Annotated in this window: 8 protein-coding genes; 5 read left to right on the top strand and 3 right to left on the bottom strand. The window is 71.9% G+C overall.

The features are described 5' to 3' along the window. Positions 1-463 precede the first annotated feature (463 nt). Positions 464-1192 (bottom strand): TetR/AcrR family transcriptional regulator, encoded by a 729-nt coding sequence (locus OG823_RS22545; RefSeq protein WP_371481421.1) that lies wholly within the window; start codon positions 1190-1192, stop codon positions 464-466. A gap of 122 nt (positions 1193-1314) precedes the next feature. Between OG823_RS22545 and OG823_RS22540 the strand changes: the two genes are divergently transcribed. The 4 genes from OG823_RS22540 (at position 1315) to OG823_RS22525 (ending at position 8299) form a co-directional block, all read left to right on the top strand. Beyond that, a complete protein-coding gene (locus OG823_RS22540; protein WP_371481420.1) occupies positions 1315-3126 on the top strand; it encodes a carboxyl transferase domain-containing protein in 1812 nt (603 codons plus the stop codon). 455 nt (positions 3127-3581) lie between these two features. Further along, on the top strand, positions 3582-5951 hold the full coding sequence (locus OG823_RS22535; RefSeq protein ID WP_371481419.1) for a biotin carboxylase N-terminal domain-containing protein: 2370 nt from the start codon (positions 3582-3584) through the stop codon (positions 5949-5951). Further along, complete coding sequence (locus OG823_RS22530; protein ID WP_371481418.1) at positions 5948-6931, top strand: hydroxymethylglutaryl-CoA lyase; 984 nt, start codon at positions 5948-5950, stop codon at positions 6929-6931. The genes OG823_RS22535 and OG823_RS22530 overlap by 4 nt, the downstream gene beginning before the upstream one ends. A gap of 177 nt (positions 6932-7108) precedes the next feature. Then, a complete protein-coding gene (locus OG823_RS22525) occupies positions 7109-8299 on the top strand; it encodes an acyl-CoA dehydrogenase family protein (RefSeq protein WP_371481417.1) in 1191 nt (396 codons plus the stop codon). A gap of 227 nt (positions 8300-8526) precedes the next feature. Here OG823_RS22525 and OG823_RS22520 read toward each other — a convergent pair whose 3' ends face one another. Further along, positions 8527-9054, bottom strand: a complete 528-nt coding sequence (locus tag OG823_RS22520) for a universal stress protein (RefSeq protein WP_371481416.1) — start codon at positions 9052-9054, stop codon at positions 8527-8529. Positions 9055-9887: 833 nt separating this feature from the next. On the opposite strand from OG823_RS22520, the gene OG823_RS22515 reads away from it, so the two are divergent. After that, complete coding sequence (locus OG823_RS22515; RefSeq protein ID WP_371481415.1) at positions 9888-11252, top strand: HAD family hydrolase; 1365 nt, start codon at positions 9888-9890, stop codon at positions 11250-11252. Here the strand turns inward: OG823_RS22515 and OG823_RS22510 are convergent. Further along, on the bottom strand, positions 11225-12031 hold the full coding sequence (locus tag OG823_RS22510; RefSeq protein WP_371484610.1) for a GNAT family N-acetyltransferase: 807 nt from the start codon (positions 12029-12031) through the stop codon (positions 11225-11227). The genes OG823_RS22515 and OG823_RS22510 overlap by 28 nt on opposite strands. Positions 12032-12145 lie beyond the last annotated feature (114 nt).

The raw sequence follows: 12145 nt of genomic DNA, 5'->3' as shown, positions 1-12145 counted from the left end.
CCGCACCAGGGGTACCGGCCCAGCACCAACCGACGAACGCACCAACAGTGCTCGGCCGGCGGTGATTCCTCCGGCCGACCGGCTCCCTATCAGCGTGGACGATGCACGTCGGCCCGCGCACCCGCCCGGCGGCCCCCGCCGGACCGTCGATGGTCCTAGGCCCGGCCGACCGCGACGCTCCCAACGCTCTCGCGAACCCGACTCGGCAGCCTGGCTGCCCGTCCTACCCGTCCTGCCCCTTATGCCCGTCCTGCCGTCTGCCTGCCCAGCGCCCTGCCGTCGCCCTGCCGTCCGCCCGGCGGCCCTGCCGTCCGCCCGTCCGCCCGTCCGCCCGTCCACCCGGCTGTCCGGCTGTCCGGCTGTCCGGCTGTCCGGCTGTCCGGCTGTCCGGCTGTCCGGCTGTCCGGCTGTCCGGCTGTCCGCCAAGGATTGCCGCAGGCCCAGGAGGCGGACGGGACGAACATCAGCCCCCGGCCGGGCCGAGCCCCTCCTCCGCGGCGGTCGTGGTCTCGTGGGGCAGCCCCACCGCGCCCGCCGCCGAACTCGCCGCCGCTTGGGCAGCGGCAGAGAAAGCCCCCTGGGCGAGGCTGTGCAGCAGGGCCGCCATGCCGTCCCGGGGCAGCCCCGCCCGCTCACCCTGCGGGAGGTTCGGGCCGAGGCTGTGCGGTGTGGAGTTGAGCAGGCCGAAGACCGCGTGCACGGCGGCGCGGGCGACCGGCTCCTCGTCCGGGCCGGCCAGCGCGGGAAAGGCCTCGCGGACGACGTCGACCCACAGCTCGACGTAGCCCCGCTGCAGGCGCCGGACCCGGCGGCGGTCCTCCTCCTTGAGGTGCAGCAGCTCGCGGTCGTGCAGGGTGATCAGGTCGCGGTCGTCGAGGGCGAACTCCACGTGACCGCTGATCAGTGCGTTCAGGACGCCCTCCGCACCCCCGCCGGCGGTCGCGTCGCCCGCCCTCCGGCGTCCCTCGTCCAGCAGCCGCTCGCTGATGCCGACCAGCAGGTCCGCGAGCATCGCGTCCTTGCCGGCGAAGTGCCTGTACAGGCCCGGGCCGCTGATGCCGACCGCCTTGCCGATCTCGTCCACCCCCACACCCAGGAAACCCCGCGCGGCGAACAGGCGCGCGGCCTCCTTACGGATCTGGTCACGGCGTGGGAGCGCAGAGGCGGCTGGGACATTCGACATGCTGCCCATCGTAGACAGTCGGGTTATCGAGCGTTAACCTGGCCGCAGGAGTTAACGCTCATTAACTTGGGGGCGGCGGGCTCATCCTGCCCTGCCGCCCACCTTGTTCCGAGGGCAAGGGAGCTCTTGGGATGGTCTTCTCAACCGTCGGTCCACCGACCGGCGCTTTCGGCGGCCCGACCGCCGGCCCGAGCGCGCGCCCATCCACGGCGGCGCCGGGTGGGCAGGGCGGTGCGAGCCGTACACAGGCGTACGGCACCGGTGCGACGGACGGATCCGGCGCCACCGCCCCGTACGGCGGCGGCACGGCGCCCGCTGCGGCAGCGCCCGCCCCTCGACTGGGTACGGGTGCCGACCCCGGCTCAGCCGACTTCCGGTCGAACACGGCCGCCCACCGGGCACTGGTCACCGAGCTGCGCGACAAGCTCGCCACCGCCGCGCTCGGCGGTGGCGCCAGGGCGCGCGCGCGGCACACCGCACGCGGCAAGCTGCTTCCCCGCGACCGGGTGGACACCCTGCTCGACCCCGCCTCGCCCTTCCTCGAACTGGCCCCACTGGCCGCCGACGGGATGTACGACGGGACGGCGCCCGCCGCCGGAGTCATCGCGGGCATCGGCCGCGTGGCCGGCCGCGAGGTCGTGGTCGTGGCCAACGACGCCACGGTCAAGGGCGGCACGTACTACCCGATGACGGTGAAGAAGCACCTGCGGGCCCAGGAGGTGGCGCTGGAGAACCGGCTGCCCTGCATCTACCTGGTGGACTCCGGCGGTGCCTTCCTCCCGATGCAGGACGAGGTGTTCCCCGACCGCGACCACTTCGGGCGGATCTTCTACAACCAGGCCCGGCTGTCCGCCGCCGGAATCCCTCAGATCGCGGCGGTACTCGGGTCGTGCACCGCCGGCGGTGCCTACGTCCCGGCGATGAGCGACCAGGCGGTGATCGTCCGCGAGCAGGGCACCATCTTCCTCGGCGGCCCGCCGCTGGTGAAGGCGGCGACCGGCGAAGTGGTCACCGCCGAGGAGCTGGGCGGTGGTGACCTGCACTCCCGGACCTCGGGCGTGACGGACCACCTGGCCGAGGACGACGCCCATGCGCTCTCCATCGTGCGGACGATCGTGGCGGGACTCGGTCCGCGGGCGGCCCGCCCCTGGCAGCTCGCGCCGGCCGAGGCGCCGGCGGTGGACCCCGCCGGACTGTACGGGGCCGTGCCGGTGGATCCGCGCACGCCGTACGACGTTCGCGAGGTCATCGCCCGGTTGGTCGACGGCAGTCGGTTCGCCGAGTTCAAGGCCGAGTACGGTGCCACCCTGGTGACCGGCTTCGCCCGGATCCACGGCCACCCGGTCGGAATCGTCGCCAACAACGGCGTGCTGTTCTCCGAGTCGGCCCTCAAGGGTGCCCACTTCATCGAACTGTGCGACCAGCGCGGCATTCCCCTCCTGTTTCTGCAGAACATCACCGGTTTCATGGTGGGCCGCCAGTACGAGGCCGGCGGCATCGCCAAGCACGGCGCGAAGATGGTCAACGCGGTGGCCTGCACGCGGGTCCCCAAGCTGACCGTGGTGATCGGCGGCTCCTACGGAGCCGGCAACTACTCGATGTGCGGGCGGGCGTACTCACCTCGTTTCCTGTGGATGTGGCCCGGGGCCAAGATCTCCGTGATGGGTGGCGAACAGGCGGCATCCGTCCTGGCCACGGTGCGCCGCGACCAACTGGACGCCCAGGGTGGCGAGCCCTGGGCCGCCGAGGCCGAAGAGGACTTCAAGCGGCCCGTCCGGGAGCAGTACGAGCGGCAGGGCAACGCGTACTACGCCACCGCCCGGCTCTGGGACGACGGGGTCATCGACCCGATGGACACCAGGACCGTGCTCGGCCTCGCGCTCACCGCCTGTGCCAACGCACCGCTACCGGCTCCCGGCCCGTACGGGGTCTTCCGGATGTGACCGGCAGCCCCGCCCTCCCGACCGGACGCCGCTCCGATTCGTCGGCCCCCAGCTCGGGACCCCGCCGATCCGGGGTCCCCCCGCTCCGGGGCCCGGCCGCTCCGGAACGGTCGGCAGGGGAACGGTCAGCACGGGGACACGGTCGGTACGGGGAACGGTCGGTACGGGGACACGGTCGGTAACGAACTCCGCCGGTCGGTGGCTCCCGCCCCCGCACGGGGGTCCGGCGTCCGGCGAGGACCGGGCCGCCGCGGTCGCCCCCGCGGCACTCGGAGGCGGACCGGTCCTCGTCCCGTGCGGCCGACGCCCTGGCTCTCGCTCGCTCGCCACACCTCCTCGCCGCACCTCCTCGACGCATTTCCTCGACGCATTTCCTCGATACGGGTGCTCGTACGGCCCCCGTCGTACCGACCACCGCCTCGTACGGCTCCCCTCGACCCGGAGGAACACCTCCCATGTTCGACACAGTTCTGGTCGCCAACCGTGGCGAGATCGCCGTCCGGGTGATCCGCACCCTCCGGCGGCTCGGCATGCGCTCGGTCGCCGTGTACAGCGACGCTGACGCCGACGCGCCGCACGTCCGTGAAGCCGATGTCGCGGTGCGGCTCGGCCCGGCCGACCGGAGTGACAGCTCCGCGGCCGAGACGTACCTGCGGACCGACCAGATCCTCGCCGCCGCTCTGCGGACCGGCGCGACGGCCGTGCACCCCGGCTACGGCTTCCTCGCCGAGAACGCCTCCTTCGCCCGTGCCTGCGCCGATGCCGGCCTGTCGTTCATCGGCCCTCCTCCCACGGCCGTCGAGCTGATGGGCGACAAGATCAACGCCAAGGAGGCTGTGCGGACCGCCGGTGTTCCGGTGGTACCAGGCAGCCAGGACAGCGCGCCGACCGACGCGGAGCTCGCCGCGGCCGCCACCGGGATCGGCTACCCCATCCTGCTCAAGCCCTCGGCCGGTGGCGGCGGCAAGGGCATGCGGCTGGTACGCGACCCGGCGGATCTCCCGACCGAGATCGACGCCGCCCGCCGTATCGCCCGTACCTCCTTCGGTGACGACACACTGCTGCTCGAACGGTGGATCGACCGCCCCCGGCACATCGAGGTGCAGGTACTCGCCGACGCCCACGGCAACACCGTCCACCTCGGTGAGCGCGAGTGCAGCCTGCAGCGCCGCCACCAGAAACTGATCGAAGAGGCACCCTCCGTTCTGCTCAACGCCGAGACCCGGGCCGCGATGGGCGCGGCGGCCGTCCGGGCGGCCGAGGCCTGCGGCTACACCGGAGCCGGCACCGTGGAGTTCATCGTCCCCGGCCTCGACCCCGAGCTCCCCGAGCCGCCGGCCGGCGTCCTGGACTTCTTCTTCATGGAGATGAACACCCGGCTTCAGGTGGAACACCCCGTCACCGAACTCGCCATCGCCATCGGCCCCGGCACGGCTGGTCCGGTGCGGCTGGACCTGGTCGAATGGCAGCTTCGGATCGCCGCCGGCGAGGCCCTCCCGTTCGGTCAGTCGGACGTCTCCTTTCTCGGTCATGCCATCGAGGCCCGGATCTGCGCCGAGGACCCGGAGCGGGACTTCCTGCCTACCGGCGGCCGCATTCTTCTTCTGGAGGAGCCCCACGGCGAAGGCATCCGGGTCGACTCGGGCGTCGGCCCGGGCACGGTCATCACCAGTGCCTACGACCCCCTGCTGGCCAAGGTGATCGCTTACGGACCCGACCGCCCGACCGCGCTGCGCAGGCTGCGCGCCGCGCTCGCGGACACCCGGATCCTCGGTGTCACGACCAACGCGGGCTTCCTGCGACGACTGCTCGCACACCCCGAGGTCGCCGCGGGCCGTCTGGACACCGGCCTGGTCGAGGAGACAGCCCAGCAGAACCCCGCGCTGCTGGCCTCTCCCTACTCCCCGGCCGCCCTGCCCACCCCGGTTCCGTCCGATGCACCGCTCACGTCCGACGGCGCGGCCCCGGCCGCCGGGACGACCTCGCCCGCATCCCCGATCGTCGCCGCCCCGGGCGGGACGACCGCTTCACCCGTCGGCCCCGTCCTCACTCCGGCGCACCTCCTCTACTGTGCGGCCGCCCTGACGCGGCATCTGGACCTCGTCCCGTCAGCCACGAACGGCGGCTGGACCGACCCCTTCTCCCTTCCTTCGGGCTGGCGCCTCGGCGGCACACCTGCCTGGACCACCCACCGACTCCGCATCCCCGGCCATGACCCGGTGGCGGTGAGCGTCCGTGCTGTCACTGTGGGCAACGTAGCCGAAGCCACTGACAATCCCTCACCCCTCGGCCCTGACCTGCAGGTTCGGCTCGGCGACGGTCCGATCCACCAGGTCCGGGTGGTGCGGGAGGGGTTGCGGCTGCACCTCACCGTCGACGGCTTGCAGACGACGTTCGCACACACCACCGACAACGCGCCGGGTCTCGCCACCGGAAGGCCGGTCACCTGGCTGGGCATCGACGGCGACGCCTGGGCCGCTCATCCGTACGACCCGCTCGGCGACCGCGCGGCGGGCGGTGGCGCCCACCACGGTGCGCTGACCGCCCCGATGCCGGGCACGGTGACCGTCGTCAAGACCTCGACCGGCGAGCGGGTCCGCCGAGGTCAGCCCCTGCTCGTCCTGGAGGCCATGAAGATGGAGCACGTGATCGCGGCGCCGCACGACGGCGTCGTGGGCGAACTCAGGGCCGTCGCCGGCTCGACGGTGGCGATGGAGGAGCTCCTCGTCGTCGTGACGCCGGACGACGGGCCGGCCGCACCCAGCCAGGCGCTCGGCGGGACCGCCGCGGTGGCGGCCGACCTGCCCACCGGGGTGACGGCGTGAACGCCCCGATCCCCGAGCCCGACGCCCTCGACCTGGGTCTCCCCGCGCCCTTCCAGGACACCGCGCTGCCGGCCGAGGTCCGGATCCACGAGGTCGGACCGCGTGACGGACTGCAGAACGAGAGCGCACTCGTCCCCGTCGAGGTGAAGGCCGAGTTCATCGGCCGGTTGGCGGCGGCCGGCCTGCGGACGGTGGAGACCACCAGCTTCGTCCACCCCAAGTGGGTGCCGCAGCTCGCCGACGCCGAGGAGCTGGTGCCCCGCCTCGCCGGACTGCCGGACCGACACCCCGGGCTGCGGCTGCCCGTCCTGGTCCCCAACGAGCGCGGCTTGGAGCGCGCGCTGGCCCACGGGATCACGGACATCGCGGTGTTCGCGAGCGCCACGGAGACCTTCGCCCGGCGCAACCTCAACCGCTCGGCCGACGGGGCCATGGCGATGTTCCTGCCGGTGGTACGCAAGGCCACCGAAGCCGGGCTGCGGGTGCGCGGCTACCTGTCGATGTGTTTCGGCGACCCGTGGGAGGGGCCGGTTCCGCACTCACAGGTGATCGACTTCGGCGTGCGGCTGCTGGAGATGGGATGCGACCAGCTCAGCCTCGGGGACACCATCGGCGTCGCCACCCCGGCCCAGGTAACCGCTCTGCTGGACGGCTTCGCCCGGGCCGGCGTCCCGGTCGGACGCCTCGCGGTGCACTTCCACGACACCTACGGCCAGGCGCTGAGCAACACGCTCTCGGCCCTGCGCAGTGGGATCACCACCGTGGACGCCTCCGCGGGCGGCCTCGGCGGCTGCCCGTACGCGAAGAGCGCCACCGGCAATCTCGCCACCGAGGACCTGGTCTGGATGTTGCACGGCCTGGGCGTCAGGACCGGGGTCGACCTGCGGGAGCTGGTCGCCACCAGCGCCTGGATGGCCCAGCGGCTGGGCCGGCCCAGCCCGTCCCGCACCGTCCAGGCCCTGACCGGCAGCCGGCCCTGACGGCGGCCCCGCCCCGCGCGTGTCGGCCCACCAGGCCGGGCGCGCGCCCGGAGCCGGGCTCCGGCCCGGCCCGTTCCCGCTCCACCTCCCGACCGGCGCGCCCGTCACACCATCCGACCGGCGCCGGCCATCCACTCACGCCCGCGGCCACCCCGGCCGGGCCCCAGGAGGATCATCATGCTCGACCACCGGCTGGATTCCGAGTACGAGGAACTGCGCCGCACCGTCGCCGAATTCGCCCAGGACGTGGTGGCGCCGAAGATCGGCGAGTTCTACGAGCAGGGCGAGTTCCCGTACGCGATCGTCGAGGAGATGGGGCGCCTGGGACTCTTCGGGCTGCCGTTCCCCGAGGAGTACGGCGGCATGGGTGGCGACTACTTCGCGCTCTGCCTCGCCCTGGAGGAACTCGCCCGCGTCGACTCCTCGGTGGCGATCACCCTGGAGGCGGCCGTCTCGCTCGGCGCGATGCCCATCTACCGGTACGGCACCGAGGAACAGAAGCGGGAGTGGCTGCCCCGGCTGACCTCCGGGGAACTCCTCGGCGCCTTCGGCCTCACCGAACCCGAAGGCGGCTCCGACGCCGGCGCCACCCGCACCACGGCCCGGTACGACGAGGCCACCGACGAGTGGGTCATCAACGGCACGAAGTGCTTCATCACCAACTCCGGCACGGATGTCACCGGCCTGGTGACGGTCACCGCGCTCACGGAACCGATCGCTCGTTCGAGTGAAGAGGGCTCAGATCTCTCGTCACAGCGGGAGATCTCCTCCATCATCGTGCCTACCGGAACCCCGGGCTTCCAGGTATCGAAGAAGTACTCCAAGGTCGGATGGAACGCGTCCGACACCCGCGAACTCTCCTTCACCGACTGCCGTGTCCCCGCGGCCAACCTGCTGGGCGAGCGCGGCCGCGGCTACGCCCAGTTCCTGCGGATCCTCGACGAGGGCCGCATCGCCATCGCAGCCCTGGCCACCGGCCTGGCCCAGGGGTGCGTCGACCAGTCGCTCACCTACGCCGCCGCACGACGGGCCTTCGGCCGCCCGATCGGTGCCAACCAGGTCATCCAGTTCAAGCTCGCCGACATGGAGCTGCGCGCCCACACCTCCCGCCTGGCCTGGCGGGATGCCGCCTCCAGGCTGCTGCACGCCGAGCCGTTCAAGAAGGAGGCCGCGATCGCCAAGCTGTACTCGTCCGAGGCGGCCGTCGACAATGCGCGGGAGGCCACCCAGATCCACGGTGGATACGGCTTCATGAACGAATTCCCGGTCGCCCGGTTCTGGCGCGACTGCAAGATCCTCGAAATCGGCGAGGGTACGTCGGAGGTTCAGCGCATGCTCATCGCCCGGGAGCTGGGCATGGTCTACTGAGCCCTCCCCGACCGACGGCGAGTCGCCCATCCCGCTCGCCCGACCTCGCCGAGTCACCCGAATTCGACGACGACGAGTGCGGTGCTGCTCGGCCCTGCCCGACCGAGCAGCACCGCCCCGTCCGGACCGGTCCCAGCGTGCTCTGACGCGATCCGCGAGTCATGACCACGCGCAGGAACCACTCCGGGGCGGCCGGCGACGGCCCATGGAAAACTCCTGAAGCGGATTCAGGGAATGACGATGACAGGCCGATTGGCCCGGCGCGCCAGACGGCCGGACACCGAACCGAAGATCTTCCCCAGCAACCCGTGGGTGCTGCCCACGACGATCGCGTCGGCGGCGTACTCCCGTCCGACCTCCTCGATCTCGTGGCAGATGTCGCCGCCACGCTCCACCAGGATCCACGGCACTCCGGAGAGGAAGTCCGCGCACGCCAGTTCCAACCCGATGACCTCGGTCCGGTGATCCGGCAGATCGACGAAGACAGGAGGCTCGCACCCGGCCCAGACGGTGGCCGGCAGGCGGTTGGCCACGTGCACGATCACGAGTCCGCACTGCGAACGACGAGCCATGCCCACGGCGTAGGCCAGTGCCCGCTCACTGGAGAGCGACCCGTCGAAACCCACCACCACACCGTGCTGGAACACGGGGTCGCAGGGGTGAGGGGCGTCCTCCTGCGTCGTGGGCCTGTTCGACGCTCCGGCTGCGTCCGGTGTGCCAGGACGATCGGTCCCCGGCCCCAGGCGATCGGTCATGGCTCGCTCCGTACGGTCTCTGCCGGTCTCACGCCGCGGACGGGGCCTCGGCCACCTGTCATTCGCGGCCTCGCCGACGGGAGCGGCCCTGAACCGCTCGTCCGCCGACCGTTCCGGCACGGGAAGGCCGACGATCCGCGCGACGTGATCCGCGCCAACCGGTCGGGAGGACTCAAAACCAGCCATGGCTCAAAGCTCTTCGCATGAGATGGGCCGACAGGGGAAAAGAACGCTGCCCAGGCAGCAGGCCCGCCCACGGCACGAAACCGGACTGTGCCGAGCACCACCGTATGTGACCTGTTCCTTTCAGAGTACGACGGGCGGGAGATGCCGCCCACCGACGCGGCCTCCCGGACGACCAATTACCGCAAATGGAAGCGGCGCGCAGCAACCACTTGCGCGCCCCTCCCCCAGGCAGTCGCACTCCCGTACGACAAGAGATTCCCTGGAGCTTGACCCAGGAGGCGCGGCAGCGCAACAGCCCGGGCACAGACCGTAATCGGACTGTCATCGATCGACAGCTCCCTCCGTCGATTCAGCCACCCCTCGACCGCCTCTCAGCCACCCTGGCCGACCCCCACCGCTCGATCACTCCCGGCCCACGCGGCCGCGCGCCCCCGACACCAGCCCTCCGAGCCGGGCCCGACCGGCGGAGTCCGCAGCAACCCGTCGTGCCCGGCCCCGCCCCAGGCCGGCCGGGCCCGCCCCACCCCGACCGGGCCCTGCCGGCCTGGATCAGATCAGTGCGACGCCGTCTCGTCGAGCTCCCCTGCCTGCCGGGCAGCGGGCGGCCACCCGGCGGTTCGACCGTCCTTTCGAGCAGATCGCACCCAATGCATCCGTTTCAGCCATTTCGATCGGGTTCGGGACGTCGATTGGCAATTGCCAGGTGCATATCCAATGGCGCTGGCAGCATGCTGGCCATGCCGCTGCTCCTGCTCGACCTCGACAACACCCTGCTGCCGCGGGACGCGGCCTTCCGTGCCTGGGCCCAGGACTTTCTGACCGAACTCGGCCTTCCACTCACCGAAATCGACTGGCTCGTCACCATCGACGGCGGCGGCTACGTACCGCGCAGCACCGTACTGTCGGCGGCCCGGCGCCGCTACGGGCTCGACCACTCCTTCGACTATCTGTTGGCCCACTATCGACGCGGCATCAACTCCCACATCAGCTGCCCCACACGTCACATCGACGCCCTTCGGGCGGCCCGGAGCGCCGGCTGGACGCTCGGCATCGTCAGCAACGGCGGCACCCGGCCACAGCTGGAGAAGATCCGACGCACCGGCCTCGGGTCGCTGGTGGACGGTTGGGTCATCTCCGAGGAGGCCGAGTGCATCAAACCGGATCCCCTGATCTTCGAGATCGCAGCCCGGCGTTGCGGCGTGGCACCCACCGGTGACTGGACGGCGAACACCTGGATGATCGGCGACTACGCCCCCGCCGACATCGCGGGCGCCGAACTCACCGGGCTGCGCAGCGTGTGGCTGCACCACGGCCGCCCCTGGTCCGAGCCTGGATACCGCCCCACACTCAGCGCCGCCGGACTGACCGAGGCCATCGGCCTGGTCCTGTCGGCGCGCAACGCGCCGACTCCACGCGCCGGTGCCCGCAGCGGGGGCCCTTCCCGCCGGCCGACGGCATCCGCCAGCGAACGTGCGCTCCCGCCGACCATCAACAGGACATCCGCTGCCCCCGACCCCGACCCGGAGGGGATTCCGGACGCAGTCGAGGCGCCGTGCGCGGACGGCACCCCGGTTGTCCGAAACCTGTATGCCGGCGCTTCGCCGGAGATGGCCGGGCCCGTACCCGCCCAGACTCCACTGGAGGCGCACACCCCCAAGCCGAGGCTACGCACCCACTTCGCCGTGCCCGCATCGAGCCTGGCGCCGCGCTCGGCGTCCATCAGCTCCGTCAGCCCCATCAGCTCCGCGGATTCGGCCGTCCAGCCCGCTCCGACCGGTGCAACTGCTGCCGTGGCTCCAACAGGCCCAACAGGTCCGACGGCTCCGACGGCTCCGACGGGCCCGTCGGGCCCGTCGGGCCCGTCGGCCAAGCTTTCAGCGATCTCCCGAGCGACTCAGCTCACCGGCCCGTACCAGCTGCCTGGATCATCCACCGCTCCGTCCACGGCAGCCGGCGTGCCGCCCCTCCGTGAACCCGTCGTCGACTACCTCGCCCCGGGCGCCGCCGGATAGCCCCACCAACGGGTCAGTCCCTGCTCGACGAAGCCGAGCTTCCGGTAGAGCGGCTCGCCGAGCAGGGTGGCGACCAGCGTCGCCGGCCTGTCCGGCTGCGCTGCCAACGCCGTCTCCAGCAGCGCCCGGGCGACACCTCTGGAGCGGTGCTCGGCCAGAGTGGTGACCCAGTAGACGCCCACCGTGTCACCGTCGTCGTACGTCAGGCAGCCGCCGGCGGGCCGGCCGGCCACCCGGGCCAGCCAAGCCCGCAGCCCCGTCTCGCCCAGCAGGCCCAGGGGTAGCATCCCACCACTGACCCACGGTTGACGTGCGGGAATCGGAAACCCCTCGACGACGGTCCGCTCCATCGCGGCCAGCTCGCCGGCGTCCAACACCTCACTTACTGTCAGTTCCACCCCGTACGAGGGGAGCCCGCTCAGGCCGGCGACCCGACCGGCTCGCTCCCCGCCGGATGGGATGACACCCGGTCGGGTCATCACCGCCATGGCCAACCCGTGGACACAGCCGAAACGGGAGAGGTCGAGGTGCCCATAGGGATCCTCCAGGCACAGCTGTGTCGTTCCCCACGTCCGCAGAAGCTCGTCCAACTCGGCTTCCAGAAGACCCGCTTCCCCGTACGGCCGGGTCACCACCACACGATGGGCGTCAGCGCTGTCCCGCGCGCACCGGACAGCGGTGAAGCCCGGACGCCGAAGCTGCTCCCAGCCGTGCACCCGGGCCTGGGCGAGCCAGAAGCCGGCGGCGTTGTCGTTGGCCTGTTCGAGGCGGCTGCGCATCTCCACGAGTGGACCATAGCCGGGCGGCGCGGCGAGGACCTCCGGGCTGCCGGCGCTGCCCAGAAGGGGTGTGGTGGGCGCACGTTCCTTCAACGCGCGCCCCTCGCGCAGACC

Origin of the sequence: Kitasatospora sp. NBC_00315 (assembly GCF_041435095.1) — a bacterium.
Classification (GTDB): Bacteria; Actinomycetota; Actinomycetes; order Streptomycetales; family Streptomycetaceae; genus Kitasatospora.
Note: the sequence above shows the minus strand (reverse complement) of the source record. Positions and strands in the feature narration are given on the sequence as shown.

Excerpts from the sequence above, each read along its gene's own strand:
- OG823_RS22545 (WP_371481421.1), bottom strand. The coding sequence starts at position 1,192 with ATGGGCAGCATGTCGAATGTCCCAGCCGCCTCTGCGCTCCCACGCCGT.
- OG823_RS22540 (WP_371481420.1), top strand. The coding sequence starts at position 1,315 with ATGGTCTTCTCAACCGTCGGTCCACCGACCGGCGCTTTCGGCGGCCCG.
- OG823_RS22535 (WP_371481419.1), top strand. The coding sequence starts at position 3,582 with ATGTTCGACACAGTTCTGGTCGCCAACCGTGGCGAGATCGCCGTCCGG.
- OG823_RS22525 (WP_371481417.1), top strand. The coding sequence starts at position 7,109 with ATGCTCGACCACCGGCTGGATTCCGAGTACGAGGAACTGCGCCGCACC.
- OG823_RS22520 (WP_371481416.1), bottom strand. The coding sequence starts at position 9,054 with ATGACCGATCGCCTGGGGCCGGGGACCGATCGTCCTGGCACACCGGAC.
- OG823_RS22515 (WP_371481415.1), top strand. The coding sequence starts at position 9,888 with ATGCATCCGTTTCAGCCATTTCGATCGGGTTCGGGACGTCGATTGGCA.
- OG823_RS22510 (WP_371484610.1), bottom strand. The coding sequence starts at position 12,031 with ATGCGCAGCCGCCTCGAACAGGCCAACGACAACGCCGCCGGCTTCTGG.